Origin of the sequence: Leptospira adleri, assembly GCF_002811985.1 — a bacterium.
Taxonomy (GTDB): domain Bacteria; phylum Spirochaetota; class Leptospiria; order Leptospirales; family Leptospiraceae; genus Leptospira; species Leptospira adleri.
The window spans coordinates 58,674-74,970 of record NZ_NPDU01000016.1 but is presented as its reverse complement, the minus strand read 5'-3'; the positions used below and the strand labels follow the sequence as shown (position 1 = coordinate 74,970).

At 45.1% G+C, this 16,297-nt stretch carries 16 protein-coding genes; all 16 read left to right on the top strand.

All coding sequences use genetic code 11. The features are described 5' to 3' along the window. The coding region (locus CH376_RS08255) for a YdeI/OmpD-associated family protein (protein WP_100788047.1) at nt 1-554 on the top strand (554 nt) is incomplete at its 5' end. Nucleotides 555-822: 268 nt separating this feature from the next. Beyond that, the gene (locus CH376_RS08250; RefSeq protein ID WP_100784048.1) at nt 823-2,046 is read left to right on the top strand and encodes a CapA family protein; all 1,224 of its coding nucleotides are present in this window, start codon (nt 823-825) and stop codon (nt 2,044-2,046) included. A gap of 64 nt (nt 2,047-2,110) precedes the next feature. After that, complete coding sequence (rpsF, locus tag CH376_RS08245; protein WP_100784047.1) at nt 2,111-2,386, top strand: 30S ribosomal protein S6; 276 nt, start codon at nt 2,111-2,113, stop codon at nt 2,384-2,386. Beyond that, nucleotides 2,379-2,822: a single-stranded DNA-binding protein gene (locus tag CH376_RS08240; protein WP_100784046.1), complete on the top strand. Its 444-nt coding sequence runs from the start codon at nt 2,379-2,381 to the stop codon at nt 2,820-2,822. Before rpsF ends, CH376_RS08240 begins: the two co-directional genes overlap by 8 nt. A gap of 12 nt (nt 2,823-2,834) precedes the next feature. Beyond that, a complete protein-coding gene (gene rpsR, locus CH376_RS08235; protein ID WP_100784045.1) occupies nt 2,835-3,146 on the top strand; it encodes a 30S ribosomal protein S18 in 312 nt (103 codons plus the stop codon). Between the two features lie 9 nt (nt 3,147-3,155). Beyond that, complete coding sequence (gene rplI, locus CH376_RS08230) at nt 3,156-3,605, top strand: 50S ribosomal protein L9 (RefSeq protein WP_100784044.1); 450 nt, start codon at nt 3,156-3,158, stop codon at nt 3,603-3,605. A gap of 19 nt (nt 3,606-3,624) precedes the next feature. Then, a complete protein-coding gene (dnaB, locus tag CH376_RS08225) occupies nt 3,625-4,953 on the top strand; it encodes a replicative DNA helicase (protein WP_100784043.1) in 1,329 nt (442 codons plus the stop codon). Nucleotides 4,954-4,994: 41 nt separating this feature from the next. Further along, nucleotides 4,995-6,800, top strand: coding sequence for an aspartate--tRNA ligase (gene aspS / locus CH376_RS08220; protein WP_100784042.1), 1,806 nt, complete (start codon nt 4,995-4,997; stop codon nt 6,798-6,800). A 109-nt stretch (nt 6,801-6,909) separates the two neighbouring features. Next, nucleotides 6,910-7,791 carry a PhoH family protein gene (locus tag CH376_RS08215; protein ID WP_100784041.1) on the top strand — a complete coding sequence of 294 codons (882 nt, stop codon included), beginning with the start codon at nt 6,910-6,912 and terminating at the stop codon, nt 7,789-7,791. A gap of 4 nt (nt 7,792-7,795) precedes the next feature. Beyond that, the gene (locus CH376_RS08210) at nt 7,796-10,225 is read left to right on the top strand and encodes an HD family phosphohydrolase (protein ID WP_100784040.1); all 2,430 of its coding nucleotides are present in this window, start codon (nt 7,796-7,798) and stop codon (nt 10,223-10,225) included. An 80-nt stretch (nt 10,226-10,305) separates the two neighbouring features. Next, nucleotides 10,306-10,719 carry an rRNA maturation RNase YbeY gene (gene ybeY, locus CH376_RS08205; protein ID WP_243394661.1) on the top strand — a complete coding sequence of 138 codons (414 nt, stop codon included), beginning with the start codon at nt 10,306-10,308 and terminating at the stop codon, nt 10,717-10,719. Continuing rightward, complete coding sequence (recO, locus tag CH376_RS08200; protein WP_100784038.1) at nt 10,692-11,477, top strand: DNA repair protein RecO; 786 nt, start codon at nt 10,692-10,694, stop codon at nt 11,475-11,477. The genes ybeY and recO overlap by 28 nt, the downstream gene beginning before the upstream one ends. After that, on the top strand, nt 11,461-11,706 hold the full coding sequence (locus CH376_RS08195; protein ID WP_100784037.1) for a hypothetical protein: 246 nt from the start codon (nt 11,461-11,463) through the stop codon (nt 11,704-11,706). Before recO ends, CH376_RS08195 begins: the two co-directional genes overlap by 17 nt. Before the next feature lie 414 nt (nt 11,707-12,120). After that, nucleotides 12,121-13,881, top strand: a complete 1,761-nt coding sequence (argS, locus tag CH376_RS08185; RefSeq protein WP_100784035.1) for an arginine--tRNA ligase — start codon at nt 12,121-12,123, stop codon at nt 13,879-13,881. Continuing rightward, nucleotides 13,881-15,137: a nicotinamide-nucleotide amidohydrolase family protein gene (locus CH376_RS08180; protein WP_100784034.1), complete on the top strand. Its 1,257-nt coding sequence runs from the start codon at nt 13,881-13,883 to the stop codon at nt 15,135-15,137. The genes argS and CH376_RS08180 overlap by 1 nt, the downstream gene beginning before the upstream one ends. After that, nucleotides 15,134-16,213 (top strand): hypothetical protein, encoded by a 1,080-nt coding sequence (locus CH376_RS08175; RefSeq protein ID WP_100784033.1) that lies wholly within the window; start codon nt 15,134-15,136, stop codon nt 16,211-16,213. Before CH376_RS08180 ends, CH376_RS08175 begins: the two co-directional genes overlap by 4 nt. Nucleotides 16,214-16,297: the final 84 nt, after the last annotated feature.

Here is a 16,297-nt window from a genome sequence, read left to right as displayed (position 1 = left end):
ACGGGAAAGAATGGGAGAATTGGCTTAAGAAAAATCATACAAACGGAAGCGCGATTTGGGTCAAGTTCGCCAAGAAAGAATCTAAGATCGTTTCTCTGACCTACGCGGAAGCGCTGGACTGCGCGCTTTGTTACGGTTGGATCGATAGTCAAAAACAAAAATACGACGAATCCTTTTGGCTGCAGAAGTTCAGCGTGCGCGGTCCGAAGAGCATTTGGTCTAAGATCAATCGGGAAAAAGCGAACGCTTTGATTGCCAGTGGGAAAATGAAAACTTCCGGTCTCGCGGCGATCGAAGCCGCAAAAAAAGACGGTCGTTGGGACGCGGCGTATGATTCTCAGAGTAAGGTGGATATTCCGAAAGATTTTGAAAGACTTTTGAAACAAAATCCGGACGCAAAGAATTTTTTCGAAAGTTTGAGTTCCTCAAATCGATACGCGATTTTGTTTCGGCTTCATCATACGAAAAAAGAAGAGACGAGAGTTCGGAAGTTGAGTCAGTTTATCGAGATGTTAAAAAGAAAGGAAACGATTCACACCGCAAGAAAGAAATAATCTCGTTTTTCGTCTTGGCGGATTTGATCCTCATTCTATTCGAAATATGGAATATCTTTTCGAATTTGAAGAATGTTCTTTTTGTAAATTTCCGTAGAATTCTTATAAATTCGATTTCAGATTTCGTTTTCGGAAAAGCGTATTCTTTTCGCTGAGAATATCGCTTCGATCTGGAATGGATCGAAACAAATTCTTTCTTTACGGAAATGTCCGATCTCGTTTTCGCCTTTAAAGATCTTGAAAAAAGATCTTTCCAAACTCGGGCAAAATGAATAATTTACCTTCAGTGTCTTTTTTCATTCTCCAAATTCGAAAACTTTTCATATTCGGCGTTCCGTTTGTTTTATTTTCCTGTCTTCTTCCCGAGACGATGGATTCCGTTTCGGAACAACCTTCTTCCGAAAATCCTTCCGCCCTTTCGATTCTTCAGGATAAAATCGATTCGGTCCTACATCCGGAACACAATCGTGATCCCGAACTTCTCAAACTTCTCGCGGGAGGAGACGTTATGTTCAATTGGGGGATCCGGGATACGATTCAGAGGCACGGAGAAATTGCGCCCGTGGAAGGCTTGAAGACCCTTTTCGGAGAAGCCGATTTTAGAATGGTGAATCTTGAAACTCCGGTGGTCGCTTCCAAAACGGAGGAATCGAAAAAAGCATATATATTTACCGCTCATGAAAAGGACATGGATTCTCTGAAGTTCTTGGGAGTGGATCTTGTATTCCTGGGAAACAATCATTCTTTCGATCACGGTCCGAAAGGAATGGCGGAGACTTTGGATATATTAAAAAAGAATCATATTCTCAACGTAGGCGCCGGTAAAAAAATCCCCGAAGTGTTCGCACCTTTACGTCTGAGCCTCAAGGGAAACGATCTTAGAATCCATTCCGTCACCGCAATCGCGGAGCCTGCCCATTACGCCACTGCGACAAAGGCGGGGGTCGCGCCGTTCTCCTTTCCTTCTTTACAGGCTTCTTTTTTTGAAAGGAGGGACAGGACCCGGGATCCGGTCGCGCCTCCGGTTCGGATCGTCTCGCTTCATTGGGGTGTGGAATATTCTCCCTTTCCTACCGCCGATCAGAGAAAGATCGCGCATTCTCTCATCGATTCCGGGGTCAAAATCGTGATCGGACATCACCCTCATATTCCACAAGGAATCGAAGTCTATCGGGGAGGCGTGATTCTCTATTCCCTCGGAAATCTGATTTTTGGAAGTAGGAACTCCTACCTGAACCACAATTTGATCGCGATTCTTCATATTCGCAAGAATGTCCTGGAAATGGTGGAGTTGGTTCCGATCTTTGGAAAATTCCAAAAGGAAGATCATAAAATCCGACCCGTTACCGGGCAGGAAGCGAAAGAATTCCTCCAAGAAATCGCGGTTCTCTCCGGAGAACTCGGGACGGAACTCCGCGTAGAAGAAGAAAGAGCATTTCTGGACCTCCGACCCAATTCTCCCTTGACCCGTGGCTCCAAACGCAAAAAATAGGATAAATTATCGGTTCTTCTGCTCGTCGCGTTCCGCAGGCGGGCTTTAACCATAGGGGAAACAATTGAGAAACTACGAACTCACCACCATTACACGTGTGAGCTCTCGGGAAGTTGCAAAAACTGAGGTTCAAGAAACCTTAGGAAAGCATTCCGTGAGCGTCACTTCCGACGAAGATTGGGGCCAAAGAAAACTCTGGCATCCGATCAAACACGAAGAGCAGGGCATCTTCCATCACTACAAGTGCACCGCTTCCCCGGAAGCGATCGCAAAAGTGGAAAAGGATTTTCTAATCAACCAGAACATTCTTCGTTCCATGGTTGTCCGTCTCAATGGCTAACGATATCAACAGAGTGACTCTGGTCGGCCGCCTAACGCGGGACCCTGAGTTCAAATCGATCAACGGAACTTCTCTCGTAAACTTCTCCCTGGCCAACGGCCGGACCTATGTGTCTAACGGTGAGAAGAGAGAAGAATCTCATTTTTTCGATTGTGAGGTCTGGGGAAAACCGGCTGATATCATTCAACAGTATTGCAAAAAAGGCAAACAGATAGCGATTGAAGGACGACTGAAGCAGGACACTTGGGAAACTCCCGAAGGAAAGAAAGCGTCTCGGATTCGAATCGTAGTGGAGAATTTCCAACTCCTCGGTTCGAGAGACGACGGCTCTTCCTCTCCAAGGGAATCATCCGCTTCTTCCGGAGGAAATTCTTATCCATCCTCTCCGGAATACTATAGCCCTGCACCGGATGGTGACGACGACATACCGTTTTAATGAGGAACACTTATGAGTGAGAATGAAGTAAAAGAAGAACGATCTGAAAGATCGGAACAAGGCGAATCTTCCGGCGAAATGGAAGGAAAGCCTCAGAGAAAACAGAATAAATACAAGAAGAAGGTTTGCCGTTTTACTGCGGACCCGGAACTTGCAAAACAAATCAATTATAAGAATATCGAACTCTTAGAAAGATTTATCACCAATCGTGGTAAAATCATTCCAAGAAGAATTACTGGAACCAGCGCTCGTTACCAAAGAGTTCTCGCGCGTGAAATCCGCAAAGCAAGAAGCATCGGTCTTCTTCCTTACAAGGTGAACTGAGGTACCAACATGAGAGTGATCTTACAAAAAGACGTTATCAATCTCGGGGACGCAGGCGACCTCAAAGAAGTCGCGGACGGTTACGCAAGAAATTTTCTTTTCCCGAAAAAACTCGCGGTTCGAGCGAACGAAGGAAATACAAAAGCGGCTCTTCACCAAAAGAAATTGGGCGAGCTCAAACGCGAAAAACGTAAAAAAGCGATGGAAGGTTTTTCCTCCAATATCAGCGGCAAAGAATACGATATCGTAGTCAAAACCGGCGGCGGGGACAAACTTTTCGGAGCGGTAACTCCTATGGATATCGCTTCCCTTTTGAAAAAAGACGGAATCGAACTCGATAAGAGAAAAATCGAGATCGCGGAGCCTATCCGCAGTCTGGGATCTTACAAGATCAAAATTCGCCTTGCAGAAGGAATCCAGCCTGTAATTACGCTTCACGTAAAAAAAGAAGAAGAGTAATTCTTCTTTAAAGGGGACGATGCAGTCCGACTCTTTATACGAACCGGAATCCGAAAGAGCCTTCTTAGGATTCCTTCTTCTCAAAGGAGCGGACAACCTCATCGACGTCCCCGTTGCTCCGGAAGACTTTTATGTGGATCTCCACAGACGAGTCTACCGGGCGATTACGGATCTCGTAGATAAACGAATCACGATCGATCCGGTTTCCGTCCTCAACTTTCTCAAAGAAAATTCCCTTCTCAAAGACGAAGAAAAAGAATTCAATTATATCTATTCCCTCTATCGGGATACCGTAGTCACTCAACCGCTTCCGTACTACGCGACTCGGATCAAACGATTTTCCGAGCGCAGAATGTATGCGAAGATTCTCCAGGATTCTTTGGAACTCATCCGGAAAGAACCCGGGGACAACGAATCCGTTTTCAACACGGTTGAAAAAAATCTTACGGAAATTTCCAGAAGTATAGACGCGAAAGGGTTGCTGTCCGTTTCCACGGACAAGGTCGCTCTTTCCGATTATATCATGGAAATCATGAAGAATCGGGGACAGATCACAGGTCTTCGAACCAACTTTACCAAGTTAGACGAAGCGACTTCCGGTCTCAAGGAACACGAGCTCATGATTCTCGCGGCCCGTCCCGGTAACGGTAAGACTACATTCGCTCTGAACATCGCGTCTAACGTGGCTCTGGATTACAATCAACCTGTCGTAATCTTCTCATTGGAGATGAGCCGAATCGAACTTCTTCTCAAGATGGTCTGCGCGCATTCTCAGGTGGAATCGATGAAGCTCAAAAAATCGGAACTCACGCGCGCCGATGCGCCGAAACTGTTGGATTCCATCGTGCGCGTTACGTCGGCTCCGATTTACATCGACGACTCGGGCGGTTTGACGATTGACGACTTTAAAGGGCGGGTTCGTAAACTTCTGACCACCGAAAAGATCGGTCTGATCGTGGTTGATTACCTCCAGTTGATGAGCGATCCTAAAAACAAGGACGGAGGACGTCAGCAAGAGGTCGCCTCCATTTCCCGCTCCCTCAAACAGATGGCCAAGGAAGCGAAATGTCCGATCATCGCCCTTTCTCAGATGTCCCGGGCCGTGGAACAGAGATCCAAGGATCAAAAACCTCAGCTTTCGGATTTGAGGGAATCGGGTGCGATCGAGCAGGATGCGGACATCGTGTCCTTTATCTATCGGGAAGAGAAGGTAAAGGCCGACGATGAGATCACTCCCGAGATGAGAGGTAAGGCCGAGATCATCATCGCAAAAAACCGTTCCGGTCCCATCGGTTCTTTTCATCTTGCCTTCCGGCCGGAGCTCAGCAGATTTGATAATATAGATTAGTTCTTATCTCATTCGATCAATACAACAGGAAATAGAAATCATTGGAACACTGGATTCAGGAAAATTATAACAAACGCTCTTGGGCGGGAGAATTGAACGAGTCTCTGGAAGGAAAAAAAATCGTTCTCTACGGTTGGTCGTTTCGATTCAGAGATCAGGGCGGAGTGATCTTCATCGATCTGCGGGATCGAACAGGAATCATTCAAGTTGTAGCTCGCAAAGAACTCTTGGGAGACGCCTTCAGCCTTGCTGAAAAGGTCCGTTCCGAATACGTGATCGCGGTGGAAGGAACTCTCAAAAAAAGAGACGCAGAATCCATCAATCCAAGAATGCCCACCGGAACCATCGAAGTCGTCCTTGATAAATTATCGATTTTGAATGCTGCCAAAACTCCTCCGTTCTCCTTGGACGAGTTTGACGATATCTCCGAAGAACTCAGACTCAAGTTCCGTTACTTGGATTTCAGAAGAGAAGAATTAAAAACCCGGATGCTCAAACGTCACGAGTTCGTATTCGCAATTCGTAATTATCTCAACAAACGCAAGTTTGTCGAAATCGAAACACCGATTCTTAACAAATCCACTCCGGAGGGCGCGAGAGACTTTCTCGTTCCTTCCCGACTCAATCCGAATCAGTTCTATGCGCTTCCTCAGTCTCCTCAGATCTTCAAACAGATCCTGATGGTGGGCGGAATGGAACGTTACTTTCAGATCGTGAAATGTTTTCGAGACGAAGACTTGCGCGCGGACAGACAACCCGAGTTTACTCAGCTCGATATGGAATTCTCCTTTGTGAGCCAGGAGGAAATTCTCGCGGAGATGGAAGGCCTGATCTCGAACGTTTATAAGGAAGTTTTCGATATTCCTCTTTCGACTCCGTTTCCTAGAATGACCTATAAAACCGCGATGGAAGAATACGGTTCCGATAAACCCGATCTTCGTTTCGGAATGAAACTCGTGGACGTTTCCGAAATCGTAAAGGACTGCGACTTCAACGTATTCTCCGGAGCCGTAAAAGGCGGAGGAACCGTAAAGGTAGTTTGTGTTCCGGGCGGAAGTGTGATTTCCAGAAAAGAAATCGAAGACTACACCGCTTGGCTGAACCGAGACTACAAAGCCAAGGGCCTTGCGTATATGAAACACGGCGCCGAAGGTCTTGAGTCCACAATCACAAAACGTTTTAAAAAAGAAGAATTGGACGCGATCTCCAAAGCCTGCGGTTCGAAAGAAGGGGATATGCTCTTTTTCGGTGCGGACGAACGAGATATCGTCAATCACTCGTTAGGCGCTCTTCGTTTGAAACTTTCCGAAAGATTTGAAACTCCGAAGGAAGGGAATATCAACATCACTTGGATCGTAGACTTTCCTATGTTCGAGTGGAACAAAGACCACAAACGCTGGGACGCATTGCATCACCCGTTCACTTCTCCTTCGGACGAAAGTATTCCGTATTTTGAATCCATGGAAACCCTGCAAAAGAACGCGGGTAACGCCACCGCAAAAGCGTACGACCTCGTGATGAACGGAGTCGAAATCGGAGGAGGTTCGATCCGGATTCATTCCCGAGATATTCAGAACCAAGTGTTCCGAGTTCTCGGAATCGAAGAGGAAGAGGCGAAGGAAAAATTCGGATTCTTACTCGAAGCCCTCGAATACGGGGCTCCACCTCACGGCGGTTTGGCGTTCGGAATCGACCGTATCATGATGCTTCTAACCGGCGGAAAATCGATCCGCGACGTCATCGCTTTCCCTAAAACACAAAAGGGACTTTGTTTGATGAGCGAATGCCCTTCTCCTGTGGAAGAAAAACAACTTCAGGAATTGAAAATCAAACTGGTTAAGGTATAAATTTATCTCTTCGCGTAAAGAACAGTTCAATTTCGAAAACCAAGACCTCTATCGTAAGATCTGCGGGATCAACGACGAGGGAGTCAAGATTCTTGAAAAGCAACTCGAGATGGATATCATTCCCAGAGGGAACGGTTTTCAGATCGAAGGAGAATCCGCGAAGGTAGACTTCGCTCTCGATTTTTTTAAAAAACTCGAGGCCAATTATCGGGAAAGACCGGACCGAGATTTCACCGATTCATTCGATTTTGCTTATATTCTAAAAGACGCGGGGAAGGAACTCCGTAAAAAAAAGGTATGGGAAACCGAGACCGATCGGACCATGCCTTGGAAGCCTTCCGAAAAAATCCTCACCACCTATCGCGGAAAACATATCTTTCCTCGAACCAGAAATCAGGAAACTTATTTCCGATCCTTCCAAGACAATCTGATCACGTTTGCGCTCGGTCCTGCGGGAACGGGGAAGACGTTTCTTTCCGTTGCAACTGCTTGTAGATTCTTACAAGCCGGGACGATCGATAAGATCATTCTTACGAGACCCGCGGTCGAAGCGGGGGAGAATCTTGGATTTTTACCCGGCGATCTCAATCAGAAAGTGGACCCTTATCTTCGTCCGGTTTACGACGCCTTGAACGAATGTATCGGCGCCGAAAAAACTCAGGAATACATTTCTCTTACAAAGATCGAGATCGCTCCGGTCGCGTTTATGCGGGGAAGAACTCTTTCGAATGCCTTTATCATTTTGGATGAAGCGCAGAACTGTACGCTCGCACAGCTCAAGATGATTATGACCCGTTTGGGCCGCAATTCCCGCATGTGTATTTCCGGAGATTCGACTCAGATCGACTTGGATCACGGTCGTTCGGGACTCGAAAAAGTGGTGACTTTATTTAAAAACACCGATCAAATTGGAATGGTGTTTTTCGGAAAAGAAGATATTACCAGACACCCGCTTGTGGAAGTAATCGTTCGTAAGTTCGAGGAGTTGTAATCGTATGCCCAGTCCGGGAGAACAAATCGAATCCGCCATGGCTTGGATTACGGACACCCTGACGCGGGTGCGCCCGATTCTTTTTGTTCGAAGACTTCAGGTTTTCCTGGTCGTTATCACTTTATTGATGGTGACGTGGATGCTTGCGATCCCGTTCTTCGGTCAGGACAAGATGGATCTTTCTCCGGACGGTCTTTACTCCGAAGGAAAAACCGCTCCCGAAAAAATCGTCTCTGCAAAAGACATCGTCTACGAAGACGAGGACAAGACCAAGGCCAAAAAACTCGCGGCTTATCAATCCGCCCCCTTTGTTTTCGATCGCGACTACTCGGCGCTTCAAGATTTTATCAACAAAGCCATCCAAGAAGATATGGAGAATTTCCGTTCCTTCAAGCCCAGCGCCGAAGGAAAGGCTTATCCCGAACTTCTGAATATAATTCCCAGATGGAAGAATCGTTCGAAAGAAGAGATCGAACTTCTTTACAAAACTCCCGGCAAAGGAAAACTCAAGGATCTTGTACAACAATACTCTAATTTAGTATTTTCTTCTTTTTGCATATTGAGGGATTTACCTCCGGATTACGCTACCTTGAAGTCGTCCGGGGCGAGAGTTCGAAACCAGGGAATCAAAGAACAGATTTCGAATCTCGAGGGAGCTTATATCATTCCGAGATCGTATCTTTATCGAGATCCGGAAACGGTGAACATTCTGACTAGGATGGCTCAGGAAAAACTTTCCCGTATGGATCCGGCGGTTCTTCCCGTCGTTCAGAAAATTTCTCTGAGCTATATCTATTCGAATCCGTCTTGTTCGTATAACGCGGAAGAGACGCTCGCTCTCAAAAAGTTCGCTTCGGATCGCGCCGAACCGGTCAATTCCAGAATCCTCGCGGGGGATGTGATCGTAAAATCCGGCGAGATCATCACGCCTGAAATATTCAAAAAACTGCAGATCGTAAATACTTACGCTACTAGGGCGAATATCGCTTCGATCATTTCGATTCTTCTGATTCAAACCGTATTCGTAGTCATCATCTATATTTTTCTGAAGAAATACAATCCTAAGCGTCTCAACGACGTTTCGAGTAACGTGATCGTTTTTTCTCTCATCTGGTTTTTGGTTTTGAGCTGTACGATCGCTTCCAGAATCTTCTTTAACTTCGAGACGAAATACGATACGATCTTTTACTTCGCGCTTTTTGTTCCCGTGGGGATGGTTTGTCTGATCGTAAGTTTTATCTACGACGAACAGCTTTCAATCGCGATCGGATTTTATCTTTCCTTCTTTGTTTTTATGGCTTCGCATTACAATCCGACTTCGTTTATGCTCGGATTTGTTTCCTGCATCGTTTCCGCGAGTTACGGAAGAAATCTAAAGAAAAGAATCGATTTTATCAAGGCGGGTTTATACATCGCGGGCATTCAGATCATCATCGCTTCCAGCGGTTATCTTTTCGATTCTAGAAACTATTGGGTTGCGATCCCGAGCGGCTCTTGGCTCAAGGATTTGGTAGAATCCAATATCTTCAAGTTGTATGTCCTCTGTTTGATCAACGGATTTGCGTGTTCGACCGCGGCACAGTTTTTGTTGCCGATCTACGAATATCTTTTTAACGTTCCGACTCGTTTTAAACTGATGGAACTCGCGGATACGGGACATCCTTTGTTGCAGGATCTTCTCACAAAGGCTCCTTCGACTTACACTCATACGTTTATGGTGGCCGCGCTTTCGGAGAGGGCTTGTCAGAATTTGGATTTGGATTGGCTTCTCACCCGAGTCGGAGTTTATTTTCACGATATCGGTAAAATTCCGAATGCGGGATTTTTTGTGGAGAATCAGCATTTAATTCCCAAAAAAGAAAACATCGATAAGAACAATCCGGCTTTGGCCGCGAAAATCGTCATCGATCACGTGTTAGACGGAATCGAGATGGCTAAGAAAGCGAGACTTCCCAGAGAGGTGATCGATTTCATTCCGGAGCACCACGGAACTTCAACGATGGCGTTTTTTTATCATAAGGCTTTATCCGAACTTTCTCCTACTCAAAAGAAAAAACTTAGGAAGGAAGAATTTCAATATCCCGGTCCTAAACCTCAGAGAAAGGAAACCGCGATCGTCATGATCGCGGATTCTCTGGAAGCGGCCTCGCGTTCTTTGGAGGAAATCAATGCTGAGTCATTGGACAATCTGATCACAAAAATCATCGGCATCAAACTTGCGGAGAATCAACTGGACGAATGCGGGCTGACTCTCGGAGATCTCGAAGTGATCAAAGCGTCCTTCAAAGAAGTGTTGTTGTCGAGTCTTCATTCCAGACCGAAATATCCTAGTATGGAAGCGACAAAAGCCTTGGAAAAGAAAAATCCTTTGAGCGCAACTTCGGCAAACGGTCATAAGAATTCGAAAACCGCGATTTCGGGGAAAGGAAACTGATCGCAGATAACGTCTCCATATCGAACGACTACGGATCGATTCCTTGGTGGAATGAAGAAGAAGTCCTACAGAATTGCAAAATTCTTTTCCGAAAAGAACTCGGACAATCCTCCTGTGAACTGAGTCTTTTGTTGATCGGAGATTCCGATATGAAGGAGATCAATCTTTTGAGGAGAGGGAAGGACAAAACCACGGATGTACTTTCCTTTCCTTTAGAATTCGATTCCTCGCCGCTCGGCGCGGTTCTACAAAAAAGAAAAGACGAAAATCATTCTTCTCTTCCTCCGATTGCGTTAGGCGAAATTGTGATGTCCATCGACACGTTGAAAAAACAGGCGCTCGAGATAGGACACGAAGAAAAGGACGAATTCTATCGGCTGCTTGTCCACGGATTTTTACATCTCCTCGGTTATGATCACGAAAGAGGAGAGGAAGAAGAAAGAATTATGAAGGAAAAGGAAGACGAATGTCTGGAAATTCTGCAGGATCTTTGAGAAAGATGCGCGGAATCGTTCTTGAATCCAGGGAGATCCCCGGAGGAGACGCGGTCATCCGTTTATTGCCGGAAGAAGGAATCGTGGAAAATTTCCGCGTTCGAGGAATTAGAAAGAGCAAAACTAGACCGATCGCTTCCGTAGAACCGGGTTCTCTAACGAGCTTGGATTATTATAATGCAAAAAATCAACAAGAGACGCATAACGTGAAAGAGATTTCGCTCTTGAATCGTTTTGATCGTGCAAAGGCGGGTTACCTCGGAATGGTGATCGTGTCTTACCTTGTGGAACTCGCATCTTCGTTTACTCCGGACGGCGCCGAACATCCCGGCGAGTTTCGTCTTCTTTCCGGCGCCTTGGAGGAATTGGAGGAGAATGGTCCTTCGATCCTGATTCTTCCGTTTGTAAAACTTCGCCTTCTTGTATCCGGAGGTTTTCTTTCCAAGGAGCTTCTCTGTCATTCCTGCGGAATGCCGTTAAAGGAAATGACTTCCGTGACTCTTCAGACTTCTCCTTTGGAACTCGTCTGCGGGAATTGTCTTCATTCGAACGAAAACGATCTGGGACTTGTTCAATGGATCCAAACTTTTTTAATGTTGCGATTCAGAGATCTGAAGGAGAGAGAAATCTCTGTTGAAACTATCCTGGACCTCGACAGAATTTGCAATCGGATGCTTGAGCCGATCCTTCGAAGGAAACTCAAATCGGCCGCCACACTCTACGAAGCTCTGGGGGAGAATCTTGGAAAATTTTCTTAAAACAATTTTGTTCTTATTTTATTTTTCCATTTTGCTCTTTCTTGTCATTTTGGATATCCGGTGGGATCAGAAAACGCCGGTGCAGATTCCTGTTCATCTGGAAAGTGAGGAGAAAGGAAAACGATCAATACTTGTTTCCATGTTGGACCTCAAAAAGATGGTTTTTCAGGAACTCGAGATAAGTTGGGAAAATTCTAAAAAGAAGAATGTGTTTTACGAGCGGAAGTGATTCTGACGGATTCTTTTCAAATTATGTTTTAAACGAAAAATTGATGGATAAGGAACGATCAAAAACGGTGTTTTCTGTCGGAGTTCCGACAATAAAAAGGGGACTTTGACTTGCAAAATTTAAGTTTTGTGATAAAGGAGAATCTGCCGTTTTTTCCCGCCACCGCACCCCCCACCCAAAAGCGGGTGGGGAAGATTTTCACGAAAAAATCGTCGTTTTTCCGACAAGTGGATTCACAGATCAAGTTTTCAAATAAACATTTGAAAACCGTATTCAAGTTATTTTTTTCGAAAATACGAAACGTCAAAAACGTCCTCTTGGATTCCAATCTTTCATTCGATCGGAGCCCTTTTTTAATCGAACTCGAACTCTATTATATTACAATTGTCTTATGTTATATGGGTCTCTCCTACAATGAAAGAAAATGAAACTCTAAAACAAATCGTATTAAAAGCTCTGGAAGAGGGAGTAAAAGAAGTAACCTCGTCCTTTTCCGAACTCGATTTAAGCTCTTTAAAAGTTAAAATCGAATATTCGAGGGATGAAAAATTCGGTGATTACTCGACGTCTTTTGCATTAGAAAATTCTAAAATACTCAAAAAGAATCCTGTGCAAGTTTCGCAGGACCTCGTGACGGTTCTCGAAAAAAGAAAGGATCTTTTTGAGGCAGTGGATTTTACTCCTCCCGGATTTGTTAATTTTAGGATCTTACCTTCCTTTCTCCTGAAGTTTGTCGAATCCTCGATCCTTTCCGGAAATCACTTTCCTCGGGTAAACAACCCTCTTAAGATCAATCTGGAATTTGTATCCGCCAATCCAACCGGACCGTTGAACATCGTTTCTGCGAGAGCCGCGGCGATGGGGGATGCGATGGCCTCTCTTCTGAAGGCGATCGGACACAAAGTGGATAAAGAATTTTATATCAACGACTACGGGAATCAAGTTTTCTTACTCGGTGTTTCCACTCTTGTTCGGATTCGCGAACTCAAAGGAGAATCATTTTCGATACAAGAAGCGGGAGATTCTACTCCGATCGAAACGATTTTAGAAAAAAACATTTTGCCTTCCGAAGGGTATCGAGGAGAATACATTAAAGATATTGCAAGTTCTCTTTTGAAAGATGCGGCGAAATCATCTCGAATAGAATCTCTTTTAAACGAAAAAAAATACAGGGAACTCGCCGAACTTTGCTCCGTTTGGACCGTAGAAAGCAATCTTATCTGGCAGAGAAAAGATTTGGATGCGTTCGGTGTGGAATTCGACAACTACTTCAGCGAAAAAACGCTACACGATGCGGATCAAGTTTTAACCGTTATGAAGGATCTTGAGAATTCCGGAAAAATTTTCGAAGAAGACGGAAAGAAAGTTTTTCGTTCCACGGAATACGGAGACGATAAGGACCGCGTCGTTGTTAGGGACGACGGTCGTCCGACTTATCTACTCGCGGACATCGCATATCATAAAAATAAAATTCAAAGAGGATACGATCGTATCATAGATATCTGGGGACCGGATCACCACGGATATATCGCGCGCCTTTCCGGAGCGATTCAATCCTTAGGATATCCAAAGGAGCATTTCAAGGTAATCATCGCGCAACAAGTCAATCTTCTTGAATCCGGTCAAAAGGTGAAGATGAGCAAACGTGCAGGCTCCTTTCAGACGATGAGCGATCTTATCGGCTTTTTGGGAAAACACGGAAAAGACGTGGGACGTTATTTTTTTGTGATGCGTTCTCTCGATGCTCCCTTGGATTTCGATCTGGATTTGGCAAAGGACGAATCGGATAAAAATCCGGTATTCTATCTTCAATACGCACACGCGAGAATCTGTTCCATCTTTCGTGAGGTAGGTAACGAAACTTCCGCGGATGAGGCGGCCAAGTTGGAAATGTCGGAGGAAAGAAAAAAACTTCTTTTTTGGATCGCAAGATTTCCGGAAGAAATATTAGATTCTGCTAATGCAATGGAACCTCATCGTGTGACCAATTATCTTCAGAGTTTTGCAAAGGCGTTTACCGGTTTTTATCTAGGTAAGAATAACCGTTTGAAGGATGCGACTCCCGAAGTTCGTTTGGGGCTTGCGAGAATTTGTCTTGCTTCGAAAAATATTCTCTTCCAAGGTCTTACTCTCATCGGAGTTTCGGCTCCGGAAAGAATGGATAAGGAATCCTAATGCAGGAACCGAAGATCATCGTCCTTTCAACCGGTTCGGAACTGACAAGCGGAAGAAGTCAGGACACGAATTCTTCTTGGATCGCAAATGAACTGTTTGGAATCGGATTTTCAGTTTTTAAGTTCGTCGTACTCCCGGACAATCCGGTTGTTTTGAAGGAAGAGATCGGAAGTTTAGCGAAAGGATCCACAAAAGAAAGCCCCGTGCTCATGGTGATGACCGGAGGACTCGGTCCCACGGAAGACGATTATACGTTGGAAATCGCCTGTGAACTCGCAGGAGTTGCGACTATTGAAAGCTCCGTTGCAAGACAAAGGATCGAAGCATTCTATCGTCTGAGAGGAAGAAATTTTGAGGAAGCGATGCAGACTTCGATTCGTCAGATTTCGGTCCCTGAAACCTCGATCGTCTTAAACAACAAAGTGGGGATCGCTCCCGGATTTATTTTGAAGCTCGGCGAGAATGCAAACCTTTGCTGTATGCCCGGTGTTCCCGGCGAGATGACCGAAATGTTCCGCGACGAGTTGTCTCCTTGGATTTCAAAAACTTTTTCCGCAAGGGAACTTCATTCCGGTTTTCGTTTTATCTGGTGGATGAGCGAATCTCTTTTTCAAAAGGAATTCATATCAAAAGAAGAATCGATTCGGAACGGATCCGTAGTTTGGGGCGTTGCAGCGAAGCGCGGTTATATTCGAGTGAGTTTTCAATCCGGCGATCGGAGTCTTGTGGATTCTCTTTTGGAAAAACTAGATCTGGTCTACGGAGCCAAATCGACTTCCGACGTTTTTGAAGAGTTGCCCAAAATTCTTACGGAACGAAAGATCACGGTGGGAACCGCCGAAAGTTGTACGGGCGGTCTGATCGCGAAAACGTTTACGGATCGAGCGGGTTCCTCGGTTTATTTTATGGGCGGGGTCGTCTCCTACGATAACAGCGTCAAGTCGGGTCTTCTCGGCGTAAAACAAAGCACGTTAGACGAATTCGGAGCTGTGAGCCGTGAAACAGCGAAGGAAATGGCCGAAGGCGCTTTGCGGACGCTGAACACCGATTATACGATCAGCGTCACCGGAATCGCGGGACCGGGCGGAGGAACCGCGCAAAAAAAAGTAGGGCTTGTCTACTTCGGAATCGCTCGAAAAGACGGTAATACCGAAATACACGAACACTACTTTCCGTTTCCAAGGGTTTCGTTTCGCGAATACGCGGCGCACACCGGTTTGTACTTATTATACGACTTATTGAAGAGGAAAGGATGAAACTTCTGCCGATTGCCGGATTCAGCGTATTTTTTACGGTATTATTCTTTTATCTATTTGGAAATCCTTACAAGAGCGCAGTGGGAATCCAAAAAGTTTGGGCGTTTTCGAAAGCGGCTCACGCTGGAATGGCGTCAGATCCGCGTTTTCAATGGAATCCGGAAGAAAGTCTGAACGGCTATAAATACGAAAATTCTTATTATACCATTCAAAGTTCGAACGGAATCGCGTTAGACGACACAAGACGGATCGAATATCCGTTGAACGCGAAAGGATATCTAGAATATAAAAAGATAGGCTCTGAAGTGAATTTTTATTCACCTTCCGGAGAGATTCTCTGGACAAAAGAATATAGAAGTTATCCGAGGATTTCACCTTCCGGAAATCTTGTTCTTCTCATCGCCGGAGATCACAATCAGGTTATTCTTTCCGATATCAACGGAAACGAAACCGGAGTTAAAAAAATCGACGGTCGATTTTTGACGGATTATTCCTTTGCTCCCGATTCTAAAATCAGCGGGGTTCTCTTTTCTGGAGGAGAATTGTTCGTCCTGGATTCCAAGGGTGGAATTCTCTTCAAAAAAGAATTGGGTTCCGAAAAAAATCCGGTCTTTGCAAAGAGCATTTCCCTTTCCTCGGACGGTAGAAAAACGGCGATCCATCTCTTACAAGCGAACAAGGATCGGATTTTCGTTTTGGACGAGAAGGGAGGCGAAGATTCCTCCTACGAACTGGATTCGATCTATCCGCATAAGGTTAATTTAGCGATTTCGAATACGGGTGAAGTTTTGATTTCAGCGCCGGATAAAATTTCTTTTTATGATGCGAACGGTAAGAAAGGGTTGGATGCGAAACGTGTTTCCGGGACGGGAGTCTATCAGCCCGTCTTTCACAACGGAAGCTGGTTCTGCGCGGAACTCAACTCTGAGATTCTTTTTTTGGATGATAAGGGAAAGATCTTAAAAAAAGAAAAGATAAAGGCTTCCGATCTTCCCGGAAGATTTTTTCCTTCCGGCAAAAACGGTTCCGTGGTATTGGAAACGGGCAAGGAACTCTTTCTCTATAGAAATTTATAATATTCTTATATATCGAACGCTTTCATTTTTCCGACAAGGTTTCACTTTACTAAACAATTCTTTTGGCGGACTTTAAGTCCGTTT